We start from the raw sequence: 25434 nt of genomic DNA, 5'->3' as shown, positions 1-25434 counted from the left end.
GAGACCTTCTCGTACGGGGATTCGGCCGGAAGGTCAGTCGAGCACCCGCGCCAGGTACGCCCGCAGCAGCTCCCGTGTCTCCGTGATGATCGCCTCGTCCCCGTCCGGGTCGGTCCGGAAGGCCAGCTGGACGAGGGTGTCCGCGCTCTCCACGGCGACCAGGAAGACCCGGCGCAGGTCGTCGTCGGGGGTGCGGTCCAGATAGCCGGAGAGCAGCGTGGTGAGCCGGTCGGCGACGCGGGTGTTGGGCTCGGCCTGGCGGACGCCGACGGGTATCTGGTTGCCGAAGTCGACCAGCGAGAAGCCGGGCGCGGTGCGCTTCATCTCCAGGTACTCGTCGAGGACCGCGTCCATCGCGGCCCGCCAGTCGCCCCTGTGCGCCTTCTTCAGCCGCTCGGTGACGCGCTCGGTGTACCGCTCCAGGTTGCGCTGGGCGAGGGCGTCTGCCATCTGCCGCTTGTTGCCGAAGAACCGGTAGACGGAGCCGATGGGCACACCGGCGCGCAGGGCGACCGCGCGGGTGCTCAGGGCGTCGTAGCCGACCTCGTCGAGGAGTTCGGCGCAGGCGTCGAGGATCCTGGTCAGCCGTTCGGCGCTGCGCCGCTGGACCGGCGCGCGGCGGAGCGATGTCGCATGGGGCACGGGCTTCATGATGCCTCTCCGCAGCGGTCCGGTGAACCTCACCCTCCCCGTACGGACAAGGGTGGCCGGTGCACTCATTTGCCGGCGGCCGGGGTCGCGGCCCCGGCCGCCGGCCCGGACGTCACCGGCCGCGCCTCCGAGACCGTTATGTCGGCGGTGCTCTGCACCGGTTTGCCGTGGACGGCCCACACGGTGCCGTCGTCGGCGTACAGGCGCGCGGTGACGTGGTGGGTGCCGTGCGGGACGAGGCGGTCGGGCAGGTGGTAACGGGGGGAGCTCAGCCGGGTGACCCGGCGGCCGTCGACGAAGAGGTGGGCGAGCCCGCGCCCGGTGACCGCCGTCGACCGGGTGCCGGGCCCGGAGCAGCGGAAGCGGTGGAAGGTCAGCCGGACGTCCCAGCCGCCGCCCGCGTGCGGGGTCACCTCGACACCGACCTGCGGCGCGTTCTTCGGGTCGACCTCGCGCAGATGCCGGCCGGTGCCGTCGGTGACGTCCAGGACCTTGCCCACGGGCGAGGCCGAGACGGTGCCGGCCCGGGCGGGACTGCTCGCGCAGCCCGCCGCGCCGAGCGGCAGCAGGACGCACGCCGCGAGCGCGGCGAGCGTCCTTCGGGTCCACGACGTCCTGGGCATGCCAAGGAGAGTAGAACAAGGCTCCGGTCCGCCGGATCCGCCTCAAGTCGGGTTCCGGCCACCTCACGCAGTCCCTCGGACGTAGTACCCGCACCCTCTTGCGCCCGCCTCCACGCATTCCTACGGTGTTCCATAGGAATCAGGGAGCGCAAGGGAGCGATCATGAGCGGGGACGCACGGAAGACCGCCGAGGGGCTGTCGTATCTGACCGGGTTCGGCAATGAACACGCCTCGGAGGCGGTGCCGGGCGCCCTGCCCGAGGGCCGCAACTCGCCGCAGCGGGCACCGCTCGGGCTGTACGCGGAGCAGCTGAGCGGCACGGCGTTCACCGAGCCGCGGGCGCACAACCGCCGCTCCTGGCTGTACCGCATCCGCCCGTCGGCCGCGCACCCGGCGTTCACCCGCACCGCCAACGGCTCGCTCCGCACGGCCCCCTTCACCGAGACCGTGCCCGACCCCAACCGGCTGCGCTGGAACCCCCTGCCCGAGCCGCCCGCGGGCACCGACTTCCTGGCCGGCCTGTGGACGCTCGGCGGCAACGGCGACGCGGCCCAGCGCACCGGGATGGCCGTGCACCTGTACCACGCCAACGCGTCGATGGAGCGCGTCTTCTCCGACGCCGACGGCGAGCTGCTGATCGTGCCGGAGCGCGGCGGGCTGCTGCTGCACACGGAGTTCGGCCGACTGCATGTGGAGCCCGCATATGTGGCGCTGATCCCGCGTGGGGTGCGCTTCCGTGTGGAGTTGTTGGATGAGTCAGCCCGGGGTTATGTGTGCGAGAACTATGGGGCGCCCTTCCAACTCCCCGACCTCGGCCCCATCGGTGCCAACGGCCTCGCCAACGCCCGGGACTTCCGGGCGCCGGTGGCCGTGTACGAGGACGTGACCGGTCCGGTGGAGGTCGTGAACAAGTACTGCGGCAACCTCTGGACGGCCACCTACGGCCACTCCCCGCTCGACGTGGTGGCCTGGCACGGCAACCATGTGCCGTACGTCTATGACCTTCGCCGTTTCAATGTGATCGGCAGCATCTCCTACGACCACCCCGACCCCTCCGTCTTCACGGTCCTGACCTCCCCTTCGGACACCCCCGGCCTGGCCGGCGTCGACTTCGTCGTCTTCGCGCCGCGCTGGCTGGTGGGCGAGGACACCTTCCGGCCGCCGTACTTCCACCGGAACGTGATGAGCGAGTACATGGGCCTGATCGAGGGGGCGTACGACGCCAAGGCGGAGGGCTTCGTACCGGGCGGCGGCTCGCTGCACAACATGATGTCGGCGCACGGACCGGACCGGGAGACGTTCGACAGGGCGAGCGCGGCCGAGCTGAAGCCGCAGAAGATCGACGACGGGCTGGCCTTCATGTTCGAGACCCGCTGGCCGGTGACCCTCACCCCGCACGCGGCCGGCGCCGACCACCTCCAGCAGCGCTACGACGACGTGTGGCAGGGACTGGAGCGCCATTTCCGCGCGTGACGCCGCCTCTGTTGCGCCGCACGTTCATCGACAGGTACGGATAGCCGCGTGACCTCCTTCGCCCCGGATTCGATCGTCCTGAACCGCAAGCTGCCGCTGTGGTACCAGGTGTCGCAGTCGCTGCGCGCCTCGATACTCGGCCGCTCCCCCGAGGACCCGCTGCGGCTGCCCACGGAGGAGCGGCTGGCGGAGCACTACGGCGTGAGCGTGCTGACCATGCGGCAGGCGCTCAAGGAACTGGAGGACGAGGGGCTGATCAGCCGGCACCGCCGGCGCGGCACGTTCATCGAGCCGGACGCCCGGCGGGGCGCACCGGTCCGCCTGCTCGGCTCGGTGGACGCGATCGTGGCCCAGCAGTCCGGGATGACGACGGAACTGCTGGACCACGGCCCGGTGCCCGTGCCGCCCGGTCTCGCCGAGTACTTCCCCGACCTCGCGCAGGTGGCGGCGTACCACCGCCTGCGCTGCGACGAGAAGACCGGCGAGCCGACCAACCACGCCGTCAACCACATCCGTCCCGAACTCGCCGCGCGCGTCGACGTGGACGATCTGATCCGCTGGCCGATGACCAAGGTGCTGCGGGACGTCGTGAAGGCGGACATCAGCCGGATCACGGACACCGTGCAGGCCCGCCTCGCCGACCCGGAGACCGCCCGGCTGCTCCAGGTCCCGCTGCTCAGCCCGATCCTGCACTACACGGGCGTGACGTACGACGCCGAGGGGCGGGTGCTGGACGTGGCGGTCATCCACTACCGGGGGGACCGCTTCTCGTTCACGGTCACCCTGGAGGCGTGAGCGCACCAGGGGGTACCGCTGTGTGCCGTCGGGCGGCCGCGGGTCCGTCGCCGGTGGTCGCGCGGTTCCCCCCGCCCCTTCGGGACGCTGCCGTACGATGCCCTGCGTGACGCACGACGACGCTCCGCCGCTGGCGGACCTCATGCCGTGGTCCGTCGCACCGCTGCGGCCGGGCCGCGCCTGGCCGACGGCACCCGACCCGGGCTCCCTGAAGGCCCGCTGGGACGCCCTGCTGAAGGCCGAGGGACCGCACCGGCAGGCCCTGTTCGAGCCCACCCGCTCCCGCACCCTCGACTCGGCGGTGGGCCAACTGCCCGGGCAGTCCACCGGCACCGAGCGGCTGGTCCGCGCCGAGGGCCCTTGCGCGGAGCCGGTCCGCGTCCTGGCGGCGCCCTTCGACGAGCAGTGGCTGATCCCGGACCACCGGCTGATCGACACGGCCCGCCCGGAGTTGTGGCGGGTGGCGGACGCGCGGCAGGTCTTCACGGTGGAGACGGGCGACGCGGACACGCCGCTGCTGGCCACCTCCCTCCTGCCCGCTCTCCGCCCCGGCCGCGTCCGCCCCCTGTGGCGCCGCCCCGGCGGACGCGAACCGAACCTGGCCCCGGGTCTGCCGGCCCACCTCTCCACCCGCCTGTCCGACCGCCCCACGGCGCCGGACGTGCTGGCCTGGATCCTGGCGACGGTCCGTCCCGACCTCACCGTGCCACTCACCGACGACACCGCGCTGTGGCGTACCGGCGTCGAGCTGGGCCACCGCATGCTGTGGCTGATGCGCCGTGACGGCACACGCCCCAGGCTGCCGGGGGGCCGCCGCCCCTACGTCCGCGCCCCGCTGCCGGCCCGGCCCCTCACCCTGCACTACGACGAGGACGAGGAAACCCTCCACCTGGACGAGGGCCGTATCTCCCCGGTCCCGCCGCAGGCCTGGGACTACGAGGTGGCCGGGGTCCGGGTCCTGGAGTCCTGGTTCACGGCCCGCACCACCCCGGCCGTCCCCGGCACCCTCACCGCGATCCGCCCGGCGACCTGGCCGCAGCCCTGGACGTCGGAACTCCTGGAACTGATCACTGTATTGGCCCTGCTGGCGGAACTCCTACCGCTTCGCGCCGAGTTGAAGGCGGTGTCAGCCGTCACGGCGAGCGATCTGCGCGAGGCGGGCGTCCTCCCGGCACCGGCCTGCGCCCGCCGCCCCGCCTCGGTCCTGGACCACCACGAGGAGGGCCCGGAGGGCCAGTTCGCCCTGATCTAGGGGGCGAACGAAACCCCCTAGCCGAACGCGTCCAGCACCCGCCCCAACGCCCGCTCGAACACCGCCTCCAGGTCGATCGGCCCCGGATCCTCCGCGAAGGCCGCCGCCATCCTGGGATACGCGCCGGACGCGATCTGCGAGCCGAGGTACGCGATCCGCACCGCGTTCTCCTGCTCCTCGGACCACGGCAGGGCACGTACACGCTCGGCGGTGTCGAGCTCGTTGCGGACGTAGGTGGTCACCACCCCGTTCAGCATCGCGATCAACTCCAGCTTCGTGCCGTACGACGCCTCCAGCGGATCCAGGCAGGCCAGGCAGTGCTCCAGATAGCGAAGAGCATGGGGGCTGAAGCCGTACACCGGGGACATCAGCCGCGGCAGCCAGGGATGCCGGTGCATCAGCGAACGTGTCTCGCGGGCCATCCGGATCATATCCGCGCGCCAGTCCCCGCCCGGCTCCCAGCGGACGTGCTCGGCGCTGACCGCGTCCACCATCAGCTCGTACAGGTCCTCCTTGCGGGGGACGTAGTTGTACAGCGACATGGTGCCGCAGCCCAACTCGGCCGCCACGTGCCGCATCGACACCGCGTCGAGCCCCCGGGCGTCGGCGATCCGGACGGCGGCGGCCGCGATGTCGTCGCGGGTGTACGCCGGCTTCGGACCCCGGCCGGTGCGCTCGGGGCGCGCCCAGATCACTTCGGGGACGGCCCCTCGGACTGCCATCGGACATCACCTCGGCAACCATCCTAGTTACGTACAGCGTACGTAGTGCGGTACGGTCGCCATATGACTTCTACGTACGCTGTACTTAGTGAGGGGCTGGAGAAGCGCTTCGGCGCGGTACACGCGCTGCGGGGGCTGGATCTGGCGGTGGCCGAGGGGGCGGTGTGCGGGCTGCTCGGGCCCAACGGCGCCGGCAAGACGACGGCCGTGCGGCTGCTGACCACCCTGCTGCGTCCGGACGCCGGTTCGGCGCGGGTCGCCGGGCACGATCTCGTCCGGGAGGCGGCGGCCGTGCGTCGCCGGATCGCCGTCACGGGGCAGTACGCCTCGGTCGACGGCGACCTCACCGGCCGGGAGAACCTGCGGCTGTTCGCCCGGCTGCACCGGGTGCGCGGGCCGGCCGCCCGGGCCGACGAGCTGCTGGAGCGCTTCGGCCTGACCGGGGCCGCCGGCCGCAAGGCCTCGACCTACTCCGGCGGGATGCAGCGCCGGCTGGACCTCGCGGCCAGTCTCATCCGCCGCCCCGGTGTGCTCTTCCTGGACGAGCCGACCACCGGACTCGACCCGGCCAGCCGCACCCGCATCTGGCAGGCGGTGCGCGAACTGAAGGCGGACGGCACGACCGTGCTGCTGACCACCCAGTACCTGGAGGAGGCGGACCAGCTCGCCGACGACATCGCCCTGGTGGACCGGGGACGGGTCGCGCACACCGGCTCGCCCGCCGAGCTCAAGGCGCTCATCGGGTCGTACGCGGAGGCCGTGGTGGCCGACGGCAGTGCGTTGGCACTGGCCGCGGGTGTGCTCGACCGACTGACCGGCAGGGCCCCGGTGTTCGACCGCGAGCGCAACGCCGTCGGCGCCATGACCACCGACGCGACACTCACCCTGCCGCGCCTCGTGCGCGAACTCGACGCGGCGGGCGTGCCGCTGCTGGACGCGAGTCTGCGCCCGCCCACCCTCGACGACGTGTTCCTGCGGCTCACCGGAGAGTCCGGCGACGAGTCCGCCGACAGCGAGGAGCTTGCCGCATGAGCGCGTTGGCGTACGACGGCCTGGCGATGACGGGACGGCAGCTGCGCCGGGTCCGCAACAGTCCGGGCCTGGCGATCCTGACCCAGATGATGCCCGTCAACATGCTGCTGTTCTTCGGCTACGTGTTCGGCAGCGCGCTGGCGATGCCCGGCCGTGAGTACCGGTCCTTCCTGGTGCCGGGGCTGCTGGTCGCGACCGCGGCCGGCGGACTGATGACCGGCATGTTCCAGGCCGCCGCGGACACCCACCGGGGGGTGATGGACCGGTTCCGCACGATGCCGGTGAACCGGGCCGCCGTACCGCTCGGGCAGGCGGTCGCCGACCTCGTCGTCACGGCCCTCGGTGCCGTACCGCTGCTGCTGGTCGGGCTCGCGGTGGGGTGGCGGATCGAGGGGTCGGCGATCGAGGCGGCCGGCGCGGTGGGGCTGCTGCTCCTCTTCCGGTTCGCCTGTACCTGCGCCGGGATCTTCCTCGGGCTGCTCACCCGCAGCGAGGACGCCGCCGGGCAGCTCGGCGCCTCCTCCTTCGTGCTGCCCCTGCTCTCCAACGCCTACATCCCGACCGGCAACCTGCCGGGCTGGCTGCGCACGCTCGCCGAGTGGAACCCGATCAGCGCGGTGACGACCGCGCTGCGGGACCTCTTCGGCAACGCACCCGTCCCCCCGGGCTCCGCCTGGCCGGTGGCCCACCCGGTCGCCGGGTCGCTCACCTGGAGCCTCGCCCTGACCGCGGTGTTCCTGCCGCTCGCCGTGCGCCGGTACGCACGGGGGGAACGCTGAGCAACCCTGAGGGGATGCTGCCGGACTACTGACAAACCCGCCGGTCACGGGCCATGATCCGGCCATGGAACAGCCCACGGATCACGTCCCGGACCAGCCCGCGGACCGGCAGCCCCTCCCCCTCGCGGGCATCACCGTCGTCGCCGTCGAACAAGCCGTGTCCGCGCCCTTCGCGACCCGGCAGCTCGCCGACCTGGGCGCCCGGGTCATCAAGGTGGAGCGGGTCGACGGCGGCGACTTCGCGCGCGGCTACGACACGGCGGCCCGCGGTCTCGCCTCGCACTTCGTGTGGTGCAACCGCGGCAAGGAGTCCCTGGCACTGGACCTGAAGGACCCGCGCGGCCTGACCGCCGTACGGCGGCTGATCGCGGACGCGGACGTGTTCGTGCAGAACCTCGCCCACGGGGCGGCGGCCCGGCTCGGCCTGGACGCGGCCACCCTGTGCGCGGCGCACCCGCGGCTGATCGCCGTGGACATCTCCGGCTACGGCTCCTCCGGGCCGTACGCGGACAAGCGGGCGTACGACATGCTCGTGCAGTGCGAGGCGGGGCTCGTGTCGGTGACCGGGACGCCGGAGCAGCCGGTGAAGGCGGGCATCCCGGCGGCGGACATCGCGGCGGCCATGTACGCGTTCTCGGGCGTCCTGGCGGCTCTCGTACGGCGGGGGACGACCGGGCGGGGCGGGCCGGTGGAGGTGTCGATGCTGGAGGCGCTCGCCGAGTGGCTGGGGCATCCGCTGCACCATGCGATGCACGGGGGTGAGCCCCCGGCGCGCACCGGCCTCGCGCACGCCGTCATCGCGCCGTACGACGCCTATGCGACGGCGGACGGCGGGCGGGTACTGCTGTCCGTGCAGAACGACCGTGAGTGGCGGCGACTGGCCGAACAGGTCATGGGCTGCCCGGAGTGGGGGACGGAGCCGGCGTATGCGACGAACGCGTCACGGGTCGCGAACCGGGAGAAGACGGACGAGCTGGTGGCGCGGGCGCTCGGCGCCATGGACGCCGACGAGGCGCTGGCCCGGCTGGAGAAGGCGGGTATCGCCTGCGCCCGGCTGCGGGACCTGCACGAACTGGCCGGGCATCCGCAGCTGGCGGCCCGGGAGCGGTGGCGAGAGGTGGACTCGCCGGTCGGACCGCTGAAGGCGCTGCTGCCTCCCATCACACTGCCGGGCGGGGACGAGGCGCGGATGGGTGAGGTGCCCGCGCTCGGACAGCACACCGAGGCGCTGCTGCATGCCGTGGGGATGACGGACGACGAGATCGCAGCGATGCGCCGGGACGGTGTGGCGGTCTGAGCGCCGACACTCCGCGAGCGGACTCCGGGGGCGGCTCGGGGCCGCTCAGTGTCCGCCGAACAGCGAACGACGCAGCCGGCGCAGCGGCGCGAAGAGGGAGACGCGGCTGACCCGCTTGCCCCGGTCGCTGCGCTGGTGCGGCCTGTCACGCGCCGTCAGCTCGCGCATCAGCGAGGTCGCCTCGACCGTCTCCCGCTGCGGTATGGCGGGACCCGCCAGCACCGACAGATGGCGGTCGAGGCGCGAACTGGTCGCGCTGCTCCCGCAGGTGATCGCAGGGACCCTGGCCCTGTTGCGCACTGTTATCTGTTCCATGTCACTCCCCACCCGTACGAGTCCACCCGGCCCGGGCAGGGTAACCCTATCGCCCCGGTGGGGCACGCGTGTATCCCGACCACAGGATTCACCTTCCCTGCAAGGCGGTTGACCATCCCTCGCTGACTACTCTCCGAATCCGACCGATTTCAGGGTGAGTTGGACAAGGGGCTGGCTGGTGGGCTGAGCTGAGCCACCGTCAGGTTCGACGGTTACAGCGAGTGACGTCGAGGCCGTGTCGAGACCCTTCGCGACCAAGGGCGTGCCGCCCGCGAAGAGCCCGAGGGAGCGCGGCCCCGCGCCGGGGCGCACGAGCCAGAGCTGATGGACGCGGCCGCCGGGCGGGGCGCCGTATCCGCTGAGGGTGACGACAGCTTCCCGCTCCGATGCGGAAGCGATCACTCCGATCCCGCGGCCCTGAGCGTCCTTGCTGGTGGTGGTCCGGACGTCGGGTGCGGCCAGAACGTGGGCGATCTCACGTCCCCGGGCCCGCTCCGCGTCCAGCCGGCCCTGGCTGCGGTGCGCCTGGACGGCGAAGAGGGAGGCGACGACGAGGGCCGCCGCCGCGGTGGCCGTGGCCAGCGGCACGAACAGAGGGCGCGCGCGGGGCGTACGGGTGCGTCCCGGCGGGGGCTGGGTGCCCCAGACGTGCGGCGGCAGCTGGGTCGTGCGCTCCCGGCCCGGCGCCGGTACCGGGGCCTGCTCCTGCGGGGTGGTGCGCACCGCGGCGAGCACCCGCTCGCGCAGTCCGGCGGGCGCGGGGGCCGCCGTGGACCAGGCGAGTCGTACGGCGTCCTCGGCGAGGTCCCGCACCTCGGCGGCACAACGGTCGCAGCTGTGCAGGTGCTTCGCGAATCTGCGCCGCTCGCCCGCCTCGAGGGCGTCGAGCGCGTAGGGCGCGGCGAGGGAGTGCAGGTCCTCGCGGCGCAGCAGCTTGCCGAGGATGCTCATACGGCGCCTCCCAGGCACTGGCGGAGCCGGGTGAGCCCGTCGCGCATCCGTGTCTTGACCGTGCCGAGCGGCAGGGAGAGCCGCTCGGCCACCTCGCGGTAGGTGTAGCCGTCGTAATAGGCGAGGGTCACGGACTGGCGTTGCAGGTCCGTGAGACGGCGCAGGCAGCGGCGCACCCACTCGCGCTCCATGCCGGCCTCGACCTCCTCGGCGACCTGGTCGAAGGCGGGCTCACCGGCGCGCAGGGCCTCCCGCTGCTCGCGTTCGCCGGCCGCGCGGGCGCTGCGCACCCGGTCGACGGCGCGGCGGTGGGCGAGGGTGAGGATCCAGGACAGCGCGCTGCCCCGGCCCGGGTCGTACCGGGCGGCCGAGCGCCACATCTCGAGCAGCACCTCCTGGGCGACCTCCTCGGACTGGGCGGGGTCGCGCACCACCCGTCGTACCAGTCCGTACACCGGCCCGGACACCAGTGCGTACAGGTCCTCGAACGCCCGCTGGTCCCCACCCGCGACGAGCACCAGCAACTCGTCGGCCTGCATGCGGGCCCCCTCTCCGTGGCCGCAGCCGGCCCTTCCGCGCACTCCACGCATCCGCACGAACGCACACCTCCGGCGGGTGATACGGATCAGCGGGCCGAAAACGCGGGTGGGGGAAGACCCAAAAGTTTTTCGCCGGCCGACCCATCCGATCGGCGGTCCGGCTCCGTATACCCCTCCGTCAAAGGCAAGTCGGCACTGAGGACGGACGGCATGACACCTCTCTTCTCCAGGAGCGGCACGGGACGGACCGGCGTGGTCACGCTCATCTGCGGTGCGCTGGCCGCCGGAGGGCTCACCGCCGCCGGCGCCGCCGCGCTGGCACCCGGGGCGGCCTCCGCCTCCTCCCACCGGGAGGCCCCGCTGATCTCGGGCACCCCGCAGTACGACAACACCGACCTGTACGCGTTCGTCAGCCCGGACAGGCCCGACACCACGACGATCGTGGCGAACTGGATCCCGTTCGAGGAGCCGGCGGGCGGGCCGAACTTCTACACGTTCGCCGACGACGCCCAGTACGACCTGCACATCGACAGCAACGGTGACGCGCAGGACGACATGGTGTTCCGCTACACGTTCACGACCCACACGAAGAACGGCAACACGTTCCTGTACAACACGGGGCCGGTCACCAACCTGGCGGATCCCGACCTCAACATCACGCAGACGTACGACCTCGACCTGCTCAAGCTCAAGCACGGGCACGCGGTGTCGAAGACGAAGGTCGCCGACGACGTGCCGGTGGCGCCGTCGAACGTCGGCAAGGCGTCCATGCCGTACTACGGCAAGCTGCGCGACCAGGCCGTCTACAAGGCGGCGGGCGGCGCCAAGACCTTCGCCGGGCAGGCGGACGACCCGTTCTTCGCGGACCTGCGCGTCTTCGACCTGCTGTACGGCGGCAACCTCAGCGAGGTCGGCCGGGACACCCTGAAGGGCTACAACGTCAACACCATCGCCCTGCAGGTGCCCAACGACCTGATCCGTCAGTCGGCGGGGCAGCCGGTCGTCGGGATCTGGTCCACCACCCAGCGCCGCAACGCGCAGGGCTACTACACCCAGGTCTCGCGCCTGGGCAACCCGCTGGTCAACGAGGTGGTCAACCCGCAGAAGGACAAGGACAAGTTCAACGCCTCCCAGCCCGCGTACGACGCGCAGTTCCTGAAGAACGTCACCAACCCGGAACTGCCCAAGCTGATCGAGTCGATCTACAAGATCAAGGCACCGGCCGAGCCGCGCAACGACCTGGTCGACGTGTTCCTGAAGGGGGTGAAGGGCCTCAACCAGCCGCCGGGAGTGCGTCCCTCGGAGGAGCTGCGTCTGAACACGTCCATCAAGCCGAGCATGCATCCCAAGCGGCTGGGCGTCCTGGACGGCGACAACGCGGGCTTCCCGAACGGGCGCCGGCTCACCGACGACGTGATCGACGAGGCGTTGCAGGTCGTCGAGGGTGAACTGGTCGGCTCGAAGAACGACCTGGGCGACGCGGTGGACAAGAACGACAAGGGCTTCGAGAAGTACTTCCCGTACGTCGCCGAGCCCACCTCCGGTTCGCGCGGCCCGCTCGCCAAGGGCACGACCGCGGGCACGGACGTGCGCAGCCAGCTGGGCGACGCCCTCCAGCCCGCCGGGTCCTCCGGCGGCTCCGGTTCCGGCAACACGGTGCTGATCGCCGCGTCGGCGGCCTCGGGTGCGGCCGGGATCCTGCTCGTCGGCACCGCCGTCGGCTGGTGGCGCCGGCGCATCCGGCGCCCGTACTGACCCCCGCACCCACCCGGACCGGCGCGGCCCGTACCCCCTCCCCCACGGCGGGCCGCGCCTTCCCTTCCGACCAGCACCAGGCGACCGAGGAGAGGGCATGTCCCCGCGTACGAACGACGACGAGGCCGGCGAGCGGCAGGTGAACACGGAGGAGGCCGAGAGGGCGCCGCGGCCCGCCGCAGCCGGCACCGCGTCCGTCACGGGCGCCGAAGGAGGCGGGCCCGGCCTCGAGGAGTCCTCGGCCGCCGGTCGCGAGCGCGTGACGCCCGGCTCCGAGAAGTCCTCCGCCGACGGCAGCGAGGATGCGCCGCCCGGTTCCGGGGAGCCCGGGGGCTCCCTCCGCACAGAGCCCCCCGCCGAAGACACCGGGCACGGGACGCCCGGTGTCGATGGGCCCTCGGCCCCCGGCACCGGCGAGCGCGTGGTCGCCCTCCGGCGGTTCGTCGCCGCCGGGCGGCGCTGGCGGGGCGTCCAACTCATCGGCTGCGCGGCCCTGTTGGCGGTCGCGTTGACCGGCGGGGCGATCGCCGTGGGTGCGGACCGGGCACCCGCCACCGCGCCGGCCGCCTCCACCGCCGTGGACCCCGGCGTCCTGGGCGGCGGCGACCTGGACGCGAGCATCGCCGCGCTGCAGAGCCATCTGCGCACCCAGCCCAAGGACTCCGGCAGCTGGGCCACCCTGGGTCTGGCCTACGTCGAGCAGGCGCGGACCAAGGGCGACCCCGCCCGCTACCCGCAGGCGGAGCAGGCGCTGAAGCAGTCCCTCGCACTCGCCCCGGACAACGACCAGGCGCTGGCCGGCCGCGCGGCCCTCGCCGCCGCCCGGCACGACTTCAAGGACGCCCTGACCTACGCGGACGAGGCGCTGCGGCAGAACCCGTACAGCGAGCGCGCGCTGTCCTCCCGTATCGACGCCCTGGTCGAACTCGGCCGGTACGCCGACGCGTCGAAGGCGGCCGGGACCGCCGACGCCCGCAAGCCGGGCGTGCCCGTCTTCACGCGGTACGCGTACGTGCACGAGCTGAGCGGCGACGTGGCGACGGCACACCGGGTCCTCGGGCAGGCGCTGGCCGGCGCGACGTCGGCGGGCGACGTCGCCTACGTGGCCGCCCAGCTCGGCCAGCTCGCCTGGAACCAGGGCGACTACAAGAGCGCCCTCACCTACTACGCCCGCGCCCTCGCCGCCGACGACACCTATCTCCCCGCGCTGGAGGGCCGGGCGCGGGCGCAGGCGGCGAGCGGTGACCGTGCGGCGGCGATCAAGGGGATGGAGACGGTGGTGTCCCGCTACCCCCTGCCGGGTCCGCTCGTCGAACTGGGCGAGCTGTACGAGGCGCGGGGCGCCGCGGGCGACCGGGCCCGGGCGCGGCGGGAGTACGCCCTGGTGGACACCTGGATCGCGCTGGCCCGCGCCAACGGCGTCAACGCCGACCTCGACACCGCGCTGGCCGCCGCCGACCACGGCGACAAGGCGGCCGCCCTGCGCGCGGCCCGCGCCGAATGGGCCCGCCGGCACACCGTGCACACCGCGGACGCCCTGGCCTGGGCGCTGCACGTCAACGGCCGCGATGCCGAGGCCCTGCCGTACACCCGCCGGGCCACCGCCACCGGGTACCGCAACGCCGCGTTCCTGTACCACCGCGGCGTGATCGAGCTGGCCACGGGCCACCGCACGGCCGGCCGCGCCTCCCTGACCTCCGCGCTGAAACTCAACCCCGGTTTCTCCCCGCTCGGCGCGGCCGGGGCCCGCTCGGCGCTGGAGGCCGCGAAGTGAAGCTCCGCCTCCCCTTCGTGCTCCTCGCCGTGAGCGCGCTCGCGCTGCTGCCGGCCGGCACCGCGGCCGCGCACCCGCTCGGGAACTTCACCGTCAACCGCTACGACGGCCTGGTCGCCGCCCCCGGGCAGCTCCGCGTCGACCATGTCGAGGACCTCGCCGAGATCCCGGCCACCCAGGCCGGGCCGGACATCGAGCGGCTGGGCACGACGCGGTGGGCCCGGCAGCGCTGCGCGCAGTCCGCGCGGGGCAGCGAGGTGACGGTGAGCGGGCACCGGGTCCCGTTCACGGTGCGCGACAGCAGGGTCGCCCTGCGCCCCGGGCAGGCCGGCCTCCACACCCTGCGCGTGGAGTGCCGTTGGACCGCGCCGCTCCCCCGGGCCGGCTCGGTCGCCCTCGGCTTCCACAGCGCGACGAACTGGTCCGGGCCCGGCTGGCGGGAGATCACCGCGCGCGGCGACCGTATGACGCTGACCGCGACGGACGTCCCGAGGAGATCGGTCTCGCACGAACTGACCACATACCCGAAGGACTTGCTGTCCTCGCCGGCCGACACCACCACCGCGTCCGTGCGGGTGCGTCCCGGCGGCCCGGCGCTCGCCGAGGAGCGGCAGGAGGCGCCGGGCGCCGCCATCCTGCCGCGGGGCGCCGACCGCTGGACCCGCGCGCTGGACGACCTCGTGGCCCGGCACGACCTCACCGTCGGGTTCGCCGCGCTGGCGCTGCTCGTCGCGGTGGTCCTCGGCGCGATGCACGCGCTCGCGCCGGGTCACGGCAAGACCCTGATGGCCGCGACGGCGGCGGCGCGCGGTGGCCGGGCCCGTCCGCGGGACGTGCTGCCGCTGGCCGCCTCGGTCACGGTGACCCACACACTCGGTGTGGTCGCCCTGGGCCTGCTCGTCACGGCCGGCTCGGCGGCCACGCCCTCGGTGATCGCCTGGCTGGGTCTGGCGAGCGGCGCCCTGGTGCTGGCGGCCGGTGCCAACCTCGTGCGGCGGGCGTGGCGCAACCGGACCCTGGGACATGCGCACACCCACCATGGCTCCGACCACCACCATCACCACCCTCACCATGGCGAGCACACACATGGCGAGCACGTCCATGAGGGACACGCCCATGAGGGGGACACCCACACGCACACGCACGGCGGCCACACCCACTCCCACCCCGCCGCCCCCACCCTCCGCGGCACGATCCTGCTCGGCTTCGCCGGTGGCCTGGTGCCCAGCCCGTCGGCCGTGGTCGTCCTCGTCGGCGCCGCCGCGCTCGGAAAGGCCTGGTTCGGGCTGCTGCTCGTCGTGGCCTACGGTGCCGGGCTCGCGCTGACGCTCACGGCCGCCGGGTTCGCCGTGGTCCGGCTGGGCTCGGGGATGACCCGGGTGCTGGAACGGCGCCCGCGCTGGACCGCCCACCCGGTGGCCACCCTGGTGCGCCGGTCCGTGCCGCTCGCGTCCGCGCTGGTCGTCCTGGCCCTGGGCGCGGGACTGGTCCTCAGGGGGGCCGCATCCGCGCTCGGCTGAGCTACTTTGGTGAGACATCACGCGACTTGCCTGGGGGAGCCGTGTCCGAAGAGCCGGGCCGCGAACGTGTGATCGCGGGCCGCTACCGCCTGCTGTCCCCGCTGGGCGAGGGCGGCATGGGCACGGTGTGGCGCGCCCGTGACGAGGTGCTGCACCGCGAGGTGGCCGTCAAGGAGGTGCGGTCCCCGGCCGGGCTGCCGGGCTCCGACGTGGAGCGGATGTACGCACGCCTGGAGCGCGAGGCGTGGGCGGCGGCGCGGGTCGCCCACCGCAACGTGGTCACGGTGTACGACGTGGTGCTGGAGGCCGGCCGGCCGTGGATCGTGATGGAGCTGGTGCGCGGGCTGTCGCTCGCCGACCAGTTGGAGGCGGAGGGTCCGCTGTCGCCGCAGCGGGCCGCGCACATCGGCGCCGAGGTGCTGGCCGCGCTGCGCGCCGCGCACGCCGCCGGGGTCCTGCACCGGGACGTCAAGCCCGCCAACGTGCTGCTCGCGAACGACGGGCGGGTGGTGCTGACCGACTTCGGGATCGCCTCGCTCGAGGGCAGCTCCGCACTGACCATGACCGGCGAGGTGATCGGCTCGCCCGAATTCCTGGCTCCCGAGCGGGCGTTGGGGCGGACGCCGGGACCGGAGTCGGATCTGTGGTCACTGGGGGTGCTGCTGTACGCGGCCGTGGAGGGCGCCTCGCCGTTCCGGTACGACACCCCGCTCAGCACCCTGCGTGCCGTGGTGGAGGACCAGTTGCCGCCGCCGCGCCGGGCCGGGCCGCTCGCCGGCGTCATCGAGGGGCTGCTGCGCAAGGATCCCGTCGAGCGGACGTCCGCCGAGCGTGCGGAACACGAGCTGCGGATCGTCGCGGCCGGGGGTGCCCCCGCTGGGGGAGGAACGCCCCGGACGGCCCCCTTGCCGGTGCCGCCGTACACCGCGCCGCCGGCCGCGGGGCGGTACCAGGACCCCTCCCCGCGGCCCTCTCCCGCTCCGCCGACGCCCCGGCCCGGCGGCACGGCGTCCGAGGAACCGGAGCGCTCCCGGCGGACCGGTGCGGTGCTGGTGGCGGGGGTCCTCGCGGTCGTGCTCGCGCTGGCGGGACTGGCGTACGCGCTGCTGGACCACGACCACGGCGGCCGTCAGGCGAAGGAGGACGGCGGCCGGGCGAGCGGGAGCGCGCACGTGCCGACCGCCCGCGGCAGCACCGGCTCGGACACCCGGACGCCGCCGGCCACGAGCGGCAGCACGTCGTCGAGCGCCCGGCCGGCGCAGTCCGTGCGCGTCACCGTGGCAGGCGCACGGACGACGTACTCCGGGAGCTGTCCGCCGCCGGCCGCGCAGACGCCCGTCTTCACGGCGACGTTCACGGTGGGGCGGGTGCCCGCGCAGGTGGAGTACCGGTGGGTGACGACGCGCGGGTCGGTCTCGGATCCCGGGTGGCGGACCCTGTCCTTCCCGGGCGGTGGCGGCAAGAGTCGGCAGGTGCGGGTGACGCTGACGGTGTACTCCGGTGCCGGGGGGACCGGGGACCAGGTCTTGGTGAAGGTGCGCGGTCCCGTGCAGACCGCGTCGAACACCGTCCCGTTCGCGGTGGGCTGTACGACGGCCACGGCGACGGAGACCCCGTCGGGCGGGGCCTCCGCTTCGCCGTCGGGCTCACCGGGGAGTTCACCCTGAGGGGCGAGCCCGTTCGGATCACGCGTTGTTCGTGAGCACCGGCAGATAGCCGCCGGAGTGGCCGGCCGCGGTGGGGTGGTACGACTCGCCGATGTCGAGCCAGTTGACGCTGTGCAGCCAGGAGTCACCGGAGCAGATCTCGTGGCTGGAGAACGCGGTACGGATGTCACCGAAGACGAAGGCGTGGGCCTGGGCGCGCTTCTGGATGGCGGCGTCGATGTAGTCGGCCGCGCCGTTGATCGCGGACCGTTTGGTGTCGGAGAGCCCCAGGCAGGTCTGGCCGAGCAGGTAGAAGCGGGGGTAACTGAGCACGACCACCCGGGCGTTCGGGGCCTTGGCGCTGATCGCGTTGTAGACGGTGTCCAGCTTGCCGGGGAGGGTGGAGTCGACGTACGCCTTGGCGGTGTTGATCCGGTCGAGGCAGGCGCTGTCGGACTGGATCACACAGGTCGTCATGACGTCGGAGAACCCGGCGTCGTTGCCGCCGATGGTGAGGGACACCAGCGAGGTGGAGGAGTTCAGCGAGCCGAGCTGGTTCGCGAGGACGTCGTCCGTCGTGGCGCCCGAGCAGGCGTTGAAGGCGAACGAGGACGGGCTGTGGGCGGCGTTCCACAGGTAGGGGTACGCCTTGGTGCTGCGGTCGCAGTTGCCGCTGGAGCTGATGTAGCTGCCGGCGCCGACTCCGGAGGAGTAGGAGTCGCCGAGGGCCACATAGCCGCCGGTCGCGGCCGTCGAGGACGCCTGCGCCGAGGCGGCCCCGGTGAGACCGAGGCCGGCGGCGAGGAGGAGCGAGGTAACGAATCCGGTAAGTCGGGAACGTCTCATGGAACCTCCCTTTAGCAGGATCTCTGCCACAACTGTCGTAGCAACTACGCGTGTTGACGGGAAGTGTTCATGCCAAGACTATTCGGGTCTCAACAGGAACAACCCGAAACATTCACGGCTCAGCTATTGCGTGTCCATGTCATGTCTGTTGACGGTTCGACAATCGCCTTCTTGACGACCCCCCTCGGTCCGCGCCACAGTGAAGTCCGGCATCCGGCGCGTCGGGGGGCAAAGTCGCCCATGCAGACCTTAGGTATCAAGTCACCTTCATCAGACGGCGGCGCCGAGGACCCCGGCGCAGCGCGGACCGGGCCGGGGAGGGCCCTGTCACCGCTGCTCGCGGGGGCGGCGACCGCCATCGGCGGTGTCGGCGCGCTGCTCGCGCTCGTCGACGCCACATCCGTACTGCGCGGCCCGTGCGCGCTGTTCTTCCTGCTGGCCGCGCCGGCCACGGCGCTCGCCGTGGCACTGCGCGGGCTGGATCCGTTCGGCCGGGCGCTCTGCGCGCTCGCCGGCTCCGTCGTCGTCACCATGCTGGTCGCCCAGGGCATGCTCGCGGTTCACCGCTGGTCGGCCCGCGGCGGGGTGCTCGCCGTGACCGCGCTGAGCGCGCTGCTGCTGCTCACGGTCCTGCTTCGGGGACGAATTTCCGGAAAACGTACACAAGGCCGACCAACACCGGCCAAAGTTGTGTAACGGCCAAACCAACAAAAACGTGAGGGATCCCCGCAGGGGTTGCCTTTCGGGTTCAATCGTCAATACCGTCGTACATCTCACCCGCACCGGCACGTCGGCATACGGCTCCAGGGGAGGGCTCAGGGCCGCGGCGTCACCGGAGCGGGGCGCGGTAGGGGGGTGCCGTGCTCGGTGACCGCAACGGTGACCGGGCCGTGCCGCGCGACCGGCTGCCGTCATTCCCGGGCAGACCGGCCAGCTTTGCCAGCTCGCCTTGCGGTACGGAGATCATTTCGCCGTGCCGAAGACGAGAACCCCCCTTTCGAACCGGACACAGAACCGGACCGCCCAGGGGCGGGCGGTCCACCGGACGAGAGGGAAAAGACTCGTGAGTTCCGTGCTGCGCCCGCCTGGTTCGGGCCAAGATCCCTCGATTGCGGCCCACTACCGGCCCATCTCCTCTCACCTGGCGATAACCCCGCCGGTGAGCGTGGTGATCCCCGCCATGAACGAGGCGGAGAATCTCCCCTACGTCTTCAAGACGCTCCCCGAATGGATACACGAAGTCGTTCTCGTGGACGGCAATTCCACGGACGACACCGTCGAGGTGGCCCGGTCCCTGTGGCCGGACGTCAAGGTCGTCGGACAGCGCGGCAAGGGCAAGGGGGATGCCCTGATCACCGGGTTCGAGGCGTGCAGCGGCGACATCGTCGTGATGGTCGACGCGGACGGCTCGGCCGACGGCGGCGAGATCGTCAGTTACGTCTCCGCGCTGGTCTCCGGCGCCGACTTCGCCAAGGGCTCGCGGTTCGCCAACGGCGGCGGCACCGACGACATGACCCTCATCCGCAAACTCGGCAACTGGGCGCTGTGCACGGTCGTCAACCGCAAGTTCGGCGCCCGCTACACCGACCTGTGCTACGGCTACAACGCGTTCTGGCGGCACTGCCTCGACAAGATCGACCTCGACTGCACCGGCTTCGAGGTCGAGACACTGATGAACATCAGAGTGGTCAAGGCCGGCCTGAAGGTGCAGGAGATCCCGAGCCACGAATACCTCCGCATCCACGGCACCAGCAATCTGCGGGCCGTGCGCGACGGCATCCGGGTGCTGAAGGTCATCCTCAAGGAGCGCTCCAACCGGCGTGAGCTGCGCCGCCAGGAACGCCACTCGCCGATGCTCGACACGGTACGGGGAGAGGCGTCTTGAGAGATCCCGGCATCTCCGTCGTGATCTGCGTGTACACCGAGGACCGCTGGGAGGACATCCTCGCGGCGGTCTCCTCGGTGCGCGCACAGTCGTACCCGGCGCTGGAGACGCTCCTGGTCGTCGACCACAACCCGGCCCTGGAGGACCGGCTGGAGCGCGAGTACAAGGAGGCCGACGCCGTCCGGGTCCTGCCCAACGCGGGCCCGCGCGGTCTGTCCGCCGGCCGCAACACCGGCATCGCCGCCTCCCACGGCGAGGTCATCGCCTTCCTGGACGACGACGCCGTGGCCGAACGGGACTGGCTGCGCCGCTTCGCCGAGGGGTACGCCGACCCGCGTGTGATGGCGGTCGGCGGCCGTACCGAGCCGGTCTGGGCGTCGGGCCGGCGGCCGGCCTGGTTCCCGCGGGAGTTCGACTGGGTGGTCGGCTGCACCTACAAGGGGCTGCCACCGGGCCGGGTCCGGGTCCGTAACGTCCTCGGAGGAAACGCTTCCTTCCGGCGTACGGCGTTCGAGGCGGCGGGCGGCTTCGCCACCGGCATCGGCCGCGACGGCGACCGCCGCCCGCTGGGCTGCGAGGAGACGGAGCTGTGCATCCGCCTCACCCGGGCCCGCCCCGACGCCGTCCTGCTCATCGACGACCGCGCGGTGATCCACCACCGGGTGCCCGCACCCCGCGAGCACTTCGCCTACTTCCGCACCCGCACCTACGCCGAGGGCCTGTCCAAGGCCCTGGTGGCGAAGAGCGTCGGCGCGGACAAGGGCCTGGAGTCCGAACGCCGGTACACCACCCGGGTCCTGCCCGCCGGGGTCGCCCGCGGCCTGCGGGACGCCCTGCTGGCCCGGCCCGGCGGCGCCGGCCGCGCGGGCGCGATCGTCGCGGGCGTGTTCGCCGCGGCGGGCGGCTATGTGGTGGGCAGCGTGCGGGCGCGGCGCGGCGGTACGAGGTTCTCGGTGGCACCGATCGAAGGGGGCACAGATGGGTGAGACTCCCGTACCGATCCTCATGTACCACTCCGTCGCCACCGCGCCCAACGACGCCACCCGCGCCCTCTCGGTCGCGCCCGAGGCGTTCGCCGAGCAGATGGCGCTCATCGGTGACCTGGGCCTGACCCCGCTCACCACTGCCGGCCTCGCGGCCCGCTGGCGCACAGGCGGCCCGCTGCCCGCGCGGCCGGTGCTGATCACCTTCGACGACGGCTACGAGGGCGTGCACCGGCACGCGCTGCCCGTCCTCGCCAAGCACGGCTTCCCGGCCACCCTGTTCGTGTCCACCGGCTGGATCAGGGGCGCGTACGACACCGGGCGCGGCCTGGACACCATGCTGGACTGGCCGCAGGTGCGGGAGCTCGCGGACGCCGGCGTCGAGATCGGCGGGCACAGCCACACCCACCCGCAGCTCGACCAGCTCGACGACACCGGGCTGCGCACCGAGCTGGGCCTCTGCACGGAGCTCGTCACCGGTGAACTCGGCACCCGGCCCGTGTCGTTCGCCTACCCGTACGGCTACTCCAGCCGCCGGGTCCGCGAGGCCGTGCGCGCGGACGGGTACGCCCAGGCACTCGCCGTCGGCAACGCCCTCGCCCGCCGCCGCCAGGGGCCGTACGCGCTGCAGCGGGTCACCGTGCGGCGCGGTACCGGTGTGGAGGAGTTCGAGCGGCTGCTCCACGGCCGTGCCGTCGCCCGCACCTTCGCCAGGGACCGCGCCCTCACCAAGGGGTACGCCCTCGTCCGCAGAGCCCGCCAGGTCCGCCGGAAGGCCATCCGTTCCCGTGTCTGACACGACCACCACGACCGAGGCCGCGACGACCGACGCCGAGGCGCCCGGGAAGTCCGGGCGCCGCCTTCGGCTGCCCGGGACGGGCCGGTCCGCCGGCGGCAGCCCGCTGTTCCGCAACGCCTACGCGCTGATGCTCAACACCGGCATCTCCGCCGTCCTCGGCCTCGGCTTCTGGCTGGCCGCGGCCCGCTACTACTCCGAGGACGCGGTCGGGCAGGGCTCGGCCGCCATCGCCGCGATGAAGTTCCTCGCCGGACTGACCGCGGTCACCCTCACCGGTGCCCTGGCCCGCTTCATCCCGGTCGCCGGGAAGCACACCGGAAAGGTCATCTTCCGCACGTACGCGGCCAGTTCCCTGCTGGTGGCGCTCGCCGGGGGCGTCTTCCTGCTGACCCTGGACACCTGGGGGCCGTCGTACCGGTTCCTGCACGGGACGGTCAACGGACTCGGGTTCATCCTGGCCGTCGTCGCCTGGAACGTGCTCACCCTGCAGGACGGCGTGCTGACCGGACTGCGCAGCGCGACCTGGGTGCCGGTGGGGAACACCGTGTTCTCTGCGGTGAAGCTGGCCCTGCTCGTCGCGTTCGCCGTCGCCCTCACGACCACGGGTGTCTTCGTCTCCTGGGTGGCGGCGATCGCCACCTCGGTGGTGCCGCTGGGCTGGCTGGTGTTCCGGCGGCTGGTGCCCCGGCACATCAGGACGACCGAGGGCCGCACCGAGCCGCCGACGCTCAAGCAGGTCGGACGGTTCCTGGCCGGGGACTACACCGGTTCGCTGTTCTCGCTCGCCGTGATCTACCTCGTCCCGGTGATCGTCGCCGCGCGGGTCAGCTCGGCGGAGAACGCCTACTTCTACATCGCCACCACCATCGGCGGTACGACCGACCTGCTCGCCATCAACATGGGCGCGTCCCTCACGGTCGAGGGGTCGCACGACCCGGGGCGGCTGGCCGCCCACACCCGGGCCGCGTTGAAGCGGATGGCCCGGATCATGCTGCCGATCGCGGGTCTGTGGATCGTCGGGGCGCCGTGGATCCTCGGTGTGTTCGGCGAGGGCTACGCGGGTGCGGCGACGCCGCTGCTGCGCTGGCTCGCGGTCGGCTCGGTGCTGCGGGTCGTGATCGAGACGTACTTCGCGGTGCTGCGCGCCCGCAGCCGTACCGCCGGACTCGTCTGGCTGCAGGGCCTGTTGTGCGTGCTGGTGCTGGGCCTGACCCTGCTGCTCCTGCCCCGTATGGGGCTGACCGGTGCGGGCGTCGCCGAAGCCGCCAGCCTCGCGGTGATCGCGGCGGTCGCCGCACCCAGGCTCTGGAAGACGATCCGGACCGCGTCCGCCGCCCTGCCCGACACGACGGCACCCGACGGGGACCTCGCCGACCTGGGCACGCCCGAGGTCCCGGCCTCCTCGCCGGTGCGCCGGCACAGCCCGGGCTGGGCGCTGGACTCCGACACCCTGGCCCTCGGCATCCACGTCGACTTCGACCATGTGGAACGCCGGCCGGACGTCCGCCCGGGGCCCGGCACACCGCCCGCCGGTACTCCGGTGCCTCCGGCCGGGGTCGGGCTTCCGGTGGAGGAGAGGGAGCCCGGCAGCGAGGCGTCACTGGGGCCGGCCGAGGCCGGGCTGCTGCGGGACGCGGAGGCCGCGGAGGTGGACGCGCCGTTCACGCGGGAGGAGAGGGAGGCGTCCTTCGACAGGCCCGCCCGGACCGCCATGCGTACCGTCGTGCCGGACGAACCCGTACCCGAAGAGCCTCCGGCAGCGGTCTCGCCGCGGCGGCTGCTGCCCACCCGCTCCGGTGTCGTCCTCGGCTGTCTGCTGGTCGCCGCGCTGCTGCTGTACTGGGTGCCCGCGCTGCGCCTCGGCGACGCCGATCTGGACCGGATGGGCGGCCTCGGCCTGGTCTCGGTGCTGCCGCTGCCGACCCTCGTCGGAGCGGCCCTGCTGATCACCGTCTTCGCCGCGCTGCTCTGGCTGCGCCGCGAGCACCGGGCGCTGCTGCTGGTCACGCTGGTGGCGACGGTGGTGTCACTGCACGCGCTGCCCGCCGTGATCGAGACCGAGCCGCGGTTCCCGACGGCCTGGCAGCACCTCGGATTCATCGACTACATCGACCGCACCGGGTCCGCCGTACCGGACCTGGACGCCCGCTGGAGCTGGCCGGGCTTCTTCGCGGTGGCCGCGTTCGTCGGGAGGACCTGCGGGGTCACCGACTTCACCGAGGTCATCCGCTGGTGGCCGACCGCCGTCCAACTCGCCTACCTGGCACCGTTGTTCCTGCTCACCCGGTCGCTGCGGGCGAGCTGGCGGGCGAAGTGGACCGGCGTCTGGCTGTTCGTGCTGTGCGGCTGGGTCGGCCAGGACTACTTCTCGCCGCAGGGCTTCACCTATCTGCTGTACCTGATGTTCGTGGCGGTCCTGCTGGTCTGGTTCCGCCCGCCACACGTGATCTGGACGAGGTTCCGTCCGGGCGAGGCGGAGGTGGAGCCGGTGGACCGGCGCGGGCGGGCGGTCCTGCTCCTGGTGCTGATCGGCCTGTACGCGGCGAGTGTCCCCGCGCACCAGCTCACCCCGTTCGTCATGCTCGGTGTGCTCGCGGCCCTCGTCCTCCTCGGCCGCTGCGAACTGCGCGGCCTGCCGCTGCTGTGCGCGGTGCTGGTCGCGGTCTGGGTCGGTTTCATGGCCGAGCCGTACTGGTCGGGGCACTTCAACGACCTGTTCGGCGGGATCGGCGGGGTCGGCGGCAATGTCTCGACCTCCGTCTCCGGCCGGATCCAGGGCGGCAGTTCGACCCACAAGCTGGTGCTGTACACCCGGGTGCTGCTGGCGGGCTCGGTGCTGGCGTTCGCCTGCTGGGGCTGGTGGCGCCGCCGCTTCCACCGCTACCGCGAACGCTCCCTGCTGGTGCTGACGTTCGTGCCGTTCCTGGGCTTCGGCATGCAGTCGTACGGCGGTGAGATGGCGCTGCGGGTCTTCATGTTCGCGGTACCGGGCGCGGCCCTGCTCGGGGCCCTCGCCCTCTTCCCGCGCACCGGCGTCACCGCGAAGGAGCGCGAGATGGACCACGTCAGCCTCGCCCCGCTGGCCGCGCTGCTGGCCGGGCTGCTGCTGATGGGCGGCTTCCTGGTGGCCCGCTGGGGCAACGAGCCGTTCGAGCGGGTCCGGCCCGGCGAGGTCGCGGCCATGAACTGGGTGTACGCCCATGACAAGCCGACGGTACGGCTGCTGTGGCTGACCCAGGACACGGTCAACGACGTGACCCCGGCGATGCCGTGGGGCGCGCGGGACATGGAGCGGGTGAACTATGTACCGACGCTCGCACCGACCGACCCGGTACTGGTGTCGGGCCTGGTCAAGGCACTCAAGGACGCCGGCCCGAACTCGTATCTGGTGATCAACCGCAGTCAGGTGACCTATCTGCAGCTGGACGCGGGCTACTCGGCGACCTGGGAACCCCGGCTGGTCGAGAACCTGGACGACCGCCAGGAGCTGACGAAGGTCCTGGTCAACGACGACGTCACCGTGTTCGCGCTGCGCAGGCAGCCGGCGGGGGCGGTGCCGCAGCCGCACCCGGGCCCGATCGGGCCGCGGGTGACCTGGACCCCGTGGTCGGTGGTCGGTGCGCTGACCGCGGTCGTTCTCGTCCTGCTGCTGGCCGCGCGCGAGGTCGTACGGGTCGCGGTCCGGCCGGGCGTACGCCGACTACGGCTGTTGCAGGGCACGTTCTGGTTCTCGCTGCCGCTGCTGGCGGTGGTGCTGGCCTCGCTGGTGCAGCGGTTCCTGACCATGAAGTGAGGGG

22 protein-coding genes are annotated in these 25434 nt (G+C 72.7%); 15 read left to right on the top strand and 7 right to left on the bottom strand.

Annotated features, from left to right (window positions below):
- Nucleotides 1–33: 33 nt before the first annotated feature.
- Entirely contained in the window at nucleotides 34–651 is a 618-nt protein-coding gene (locus ACWC94_RS24050) for a TetR family transcriptional regulator (RefSeq protein ID WP_450798959.1), read from the bottom strand.
- A gap of 65 nt (nucleotides 652–716) precedes the next feature.
- The gene (locus ACWC94_RS24045; protein WP_450798958.1) at nucleotides 717–1274 is read right to left on the bottom strand and encodes a hypothetical protein; all 558 of its coding nucleotides are present in this window, start codon (nucleotides 1272–1274) and stop codon (nucleotides 717–719) included.
- Between the two features lie 162 nt (nucleotides 1275–1436).
- On the opposite strand from ACWC94_RS24045, the gene hmgA reads away from it, so the two are divergent.
- From hmgA to ACWC94_RS24030, 3 genes are all read left to right on the top strand, one after another.
- On the top strand, nucleotides 1437–2747 hold the full coding sequence (hmgA, locus tag ACWC94_RS24040; RefSeq protein ID WP_450798956.1) for a homogentisate 1,2-dioxygenase: 1311 nt from the start codon (nucleotides 1437–1439) through the stop codon (nucleotides 2745–2747).
- A 48-nt stretch (nucleotides 2748–2795) separates the two neighbouring features.
- Nucleotides 2796–3542 carry a GntR family transcriptional regulator gene (locus ACWC94_RS24035; RefSeq protein WP_450798954.1) on the top strand — a complete coding sequence of 249 codons (747 nt, stop codon included), beginning with the start codon at nucleotides 2796–2798 and terminating at the stop codon, nucleotides 3540–3542.
- 97 nt (nucleotides 3543–3639) lie between these two features.
- Entirely contained in the window at nucleotides 3640–4794 is a 1155-nt protein-coding gene (locus ACWC94_RS24030; RefSeq protein ID WP_450798953.1) for a type ISP restriction/modification enzyme, read from the top strand.
- Nucleotides 4795–4811: 17 nt separating this feature from the next.
- Here the strand turns inward: ACWC94_RS24030 and ACWC94_RS24025 are convergent, their stop codons facing one another.
- Entirely contained in the window at nucleotides 4812–5516 is a 705-nt protein-coding gene (locus tag ACWC94_RS24025) for a TetR/AcrR family transcriptional regulator C-terminal domain-containing protein (protein WP_450798952.1), read from the bottom strand.
- Nucleotides 5517–5579: 63 nt separating this feature from the next.
- Between ACWC94_RS24025 and ACWC94_RS24020 the strand changes: the two genes are divergently transcribed.
- The 3 genes from ACWC94_RS24020 to ACWC94_RS24010 all read left to right on the top strand — a co-directional run bounded on the left by ACWC94_RS24020 (nucleotide 5580) and on the right by ACWC94_RS24010 (nucleotide 8624).
- Nucleotides 5580–6548: an ATP-binding cassette domain-containing protein gene (locus ACWC94_RS24020; RefSeq protein ID WP_450798951.1), complete on the top strand. Its 969-nt coding sequence runs from the start codon at nucleotides 5580–5582 to the stop codon at nucleotides 6546–6548.
- Nucleotides 6545–7327, top strand: a complete 783-nt coding sequence (locus ACWC94_RS24015; RefSeq protein ID WP_450798950.1) for an ABC transporter permease — start codon at nucleotides 6545–6547, stop codon at nucleotides 7325–7327. The genes ACWC94_RS24020 and ACWC94_RS24015 overlap by 4 nt, the downstream gene beginning before the upstream one ends.
- 64 nt (nucleotides 7328–7391) lie before the next feature.
- Entirely contained in the window at nucleotides 7392–8624 is a 1233-nt protein-coding gene (locus ACWC94_RS24010; protein ID WP_450798949.1) for a CaiB/BaiF CoA transferase family protein, read from the top strand.
- Between the two features lie 45 nt (nucleotides 8625–8669).
- On the opposite strand, the gene ACWC94_RS24005 is transcribed toward ACWC94_RS24010, so the two are convergent.
- The 3 genes from ACWC94_RS24005 to ACWC94_RS23995 all read right to left on the bottom strand — a co-directional run bounded on the left by ACWC94_RS24005 (nucleotide 8670) and on the right by ACWC94_RS23995 (nucleotide 10429).
- Entirely contained in the window at nucleotides 8670–8939 is a 270-nt protein-coding gene (locus ACWC94_RS24005) for a hypothetical protein (RefSeq protein WP_450798948.1), read from the bottom strand.
- 126 nt (nucleotides 8940–9065) lie between these two features.
- The gene (locus tag ACWC94_RS24000) at nucleotides 9066–9890 is read right to left on the bottom strand and encodes an anti-sigma factor (protein ID WP_450798947.1); all 825 of its coding nucleotides are present in this window, start codon (nucleotides 9888–9890) and stop codon (nucleotides 9066–9068) included.
- Nucleotides 9887–10429: a sigma-70 family RNA polymerase sigma factor gene (locus ACWC94_RS23995; protein ID WP_450798946.1), complete on the bottom strand. Its 543-nt coding sequence runs from the start codon at nucleotides 10427–10429 to the stop codon at nucleotides 9887–9889. The genes ACWC94_RS24000 and ACWC94_RS23995 overlap by 4 nt, the downstream gene beginning before the upstream one ends.
- A gap of 210 nt (nucleotides 10430–10639) precedes the next feature.
- Between ACWC94_RS23995 and ACWC94_RS23990 the strand changes: the two genes are divergently transcribed.
- The 4 genes from ACWC94_RS23990 to ACWC94_RS23975 all read left to right on the top strand — a co-directional run bounded on the left by ACWC94_RS23990 (nucleotide 10640) and on the right by ACWC94_RS23975 (nucleotide 17145).
- Complete coding sequence (locus tag ACWC94_RS23990) at nucleotides 10640–12184, top strand: DUF4331 domain-containing protein (protein WP_450798945.1); 1545 nt, start codon at nucleotides 10640–10642, stop codon at nucleotides 12182–12184.
- A 97-nt stretch (nucleotides 12185–12281) separates the two neighbouring features.
- Nucleotides 12282–13958, top strand: coding sequence for a tetratricopeptide repeat protein (locus ACWC94_RS23985; RefSeq protein ID WP_450798944.1), 1677 nt, complete (start codon nucleotides 12282–12284; stop codon nucleotides 13956–13958).
- Nucleotides 13955–15478: a HoxN/HupN/NixA family nickel/cobalt transporter gene (locus tag ACWC94_RS23980; RefSeq protein ID WP_450798943.1), complete on the top strand. Its 1524-nt coding sequence runs from the start codon at nucleotides 13955–13957 to the stop codon at nucleotides 15476–15478. Before ACWC94_RS23985 ends, ACWC94_RS23980 begins: the two co-directional genes overlap by 4 nt.
- A 41-nt stretch (nucleotides 15479–15519) precedes the next feature.
- Nucleotides 15520–17145: a serine/threonine-protein kinase gene (locus ACWC94_RS23975; protein ID WP_450798942.1), complete on the top strand. Its 1626-nt coding sequence runs from the start codon at nucleotides 15520–15522 to the stop codon at nucleotides 17143–17145.
- 18 nt (nucleotides 17146–17163) lie between these two features.
- Here ACWC94_RS23975 and ACWC94_RS23970 read toward each other — a convergent pair whose 3' ends face one another.
- The gene (locus tag ACWC94_RS23970) at nucleotides 17164–17970 is read right to left on the bottom strand and encodes an SGNH/GDSL hydrolase family protein (protein ID WP_450798941.1); all 807 of its coding nucleotides are present in this window, start codon (nucleotides 17968–17970) and stop codon (nucleotides 17164–17166) included.
- A 240-nt stretch (nucleotides 17971–18210) separates the two neighbouring features.
- On the opposite strand from ACWC94_RS23970, the gene ACWC94_RS23965 reads away from it, so the two are divergent.
- The 5 genes from ACWC94_RS23965 (at nucleotide 18211) to ACWC94_RS23945 (ending at nucleotide 25430) form a co-directional block, all read left to right on the top strand.
- Nucleotides 18211–18666, top strand: a complete 456-nt coding sequence (locus tag ACWC94_RS23965; protein WP_450798940.1) for a hypothetical protein — start codon at nucleotides 18211–18213, stop codon at nucleotides 18664–18666.
- A gap of 367 nt (nucleotides 18667–19033) precedes the next feature.
- Nucleotides 19034–19855, top strand: coding sequence for a glycosyltransferase family 2 protein (locus ACWC94_RS23960; RefSeq protein WP_450798939.1), 822 nt, complete (start codon nucleotides 19034–19036; stop codon nucleotides 19853–19855).
- The gene (locus tag ACWC94_RS23955) at nucleotides 19852–20841 is read left to right on the top strand and encodes a glycosyltransferase (RefSeq protein WP_450798938.1); all 990 of its coding nucleotides are present in this window, start codon (nucleotides 19852–19854) and stop codon (nucleotides 20839–20841) included. The genes ACWC94_RS23960 and ACWC94_RS23955 overlap by 4 nt, the downstream gene beginning before the upstream one ends.
- Nucleotides 20834–21634: a polysaccharide deacetylase family protein gene (locus ACWC94_RS23950; protein ID WP_450798937.1), complete on the top strand. Its 801-nt coding sequence runs from the start codon at nucleotides 20834–20836 to the stop codon at nucleotides 21632–21634. Before ACWC94_RS23955 ends, ACWC94_RS23950 begins: the two co-directional genes overlap by 8 nt.
- Nucleotides 21627–25430: a lipopolysaccharide biosynthesis protein gene (locus tag ACWC94_RS23945; RefSeq protein ID WP_450798936.1), complete on the top strand. Its 3804-nt coding sequence runs from the start codon at nucleotides 21627–21629 to the stop codon at nucleotides 25428–25430. Before ACWC94_RS23950 ends, ACWC94_RS23945 begins: the two co-directional genes overlap by 8 nt.
- The last annotated feature ends 4 nt before the right edge of the window (nucleotides 25431–25434 follow it).

It is taken from the genome of Streptomyces sp. NPDC001135 (assembly GCF_053598395.1).
The sequence above is the reverse complement of the archived record's forward strand: the minus strand, read 5'-3'. Positions and strand labels throughout refer to the sequence as shown.

Excerpts from the sequence above, each read along its gene's own strand:
- ACWC94_RS24050 (WP_450798959.1), bottom strand. The coding sequence starts at position 651 with ATGAAGCCCGTGCCCCATGCGACATCGCTCCGCCGCGCGCCGGTCCAG.
- ACWC94_RS24045 (WP_450798958.1), bottom strand. The coding sequence starts at position 1,274 with ATGCCCAGGACGTCGTGGACCCGAAGGACGCTCGCCGCGCTCGCGGCG.
- hmgA (WP_450798956.1), top strand. The coding sequence starts at position 1,437 with ATGAGCGGGGACGCACGGAAGACCGCCGAGGGGCTGTCGTATCTGACC.
- ACWC94_RS24030 (WP_450798953.1), top strand. The coding sequence starts at position 3,640 with ATGCCCTGCGTGACGCACGACGACGCTCCGCCGCTGGCGGACCTCATG.
- ACWC94_RS24025 (WP_450798952.1), bottom strand. The coding sequence starts at position 5,516 with ATGGCAGTCCGAGGGGCCGTCCCCGAAGTGATCTGGGCGCGCCCCGAG.
- ACWC94_RS24020 (WP_450798951.1), top strand. The coding sequence starts at position 5,580 with ATGACTTCTACGTACGCTGTACTTAGTGAGGGGCTGGAGAAGCGCTTC.
- ACWC94_RS24015 (WP_450798950.1), top strand. The coding sequence starts at position 6,545 with ATGAGCGCGTTGGCGTACGACGGCCTGGCGATGACGGGACGGCAGCTG.
- ACWC94_RS24010 (WP_450798949.1), top strand. The coding sequence starts at position 7,392 with ATGGAACAGCCCACGGATCACGTCCCGGACCAGCCCGCGGACCGGCAG.
- ACWC94_RS24005 (WP_450798948.1), bottom strand. The coding sequence starts at position 8,939 with ATGGAACAGATAACAGTGCGCAACAGGGCCAGGGTCCCTGCGATCACC.
- ACWC94_RS24000 (WP_450798947.1), bottom strand. The coding sequence starts at position 9,890 with ATGAGCATCCTCGGCAAGCTGCTGCGCCGCGAGGACCTGCACTCCCTC.
- ACWC94_RS23995 (WP_450798946.1), bottom strand. The coding sequence starts at position 10,429 with ATGCAGGCCGACGAGTTGCTGGTGCTCGTCGCGGGTGGGGACCAGCGG.
- ACWC94_RS23990 (WP_450798945.1), top strand. The coding sequence starts at position 10,640 with ATGACACCTCTCTTCTCCAGGAGCGGCACGGGACGGACCGGCGTGGTC.
- ACWC94_RS23985 (WP_450798944.1), top strand. The coding sequence starts at position 12,282 with ATGTCCCCGCGTACGAACGACGACGAGGCCGGCGAGCGGCAGGTGAAC.
- ACWC94_RS23970 (WP_450798941.1), bottom strand. The coding sequence starts at position 17,970 with ATGAGACGTTCCCGACTTACCGGATTCGTTACCTCGCTCCTCCTCGCC.
- ACWC94_RS23965 (WP_450798940.1), top strand. The coding sequence starts at position 18,211 with ATGCAGACCTTAGGTATCAAGTCACCTTCATCAGACGGCGGCGCCGAG.
- ACWC94_RS23950 (WP_450798937.1), top strand. The coding sequence starts at position 20,834 with ATGGGTGAGACTCCCGTACCGATCCTCATGTACCACTCCGTCGCCACC.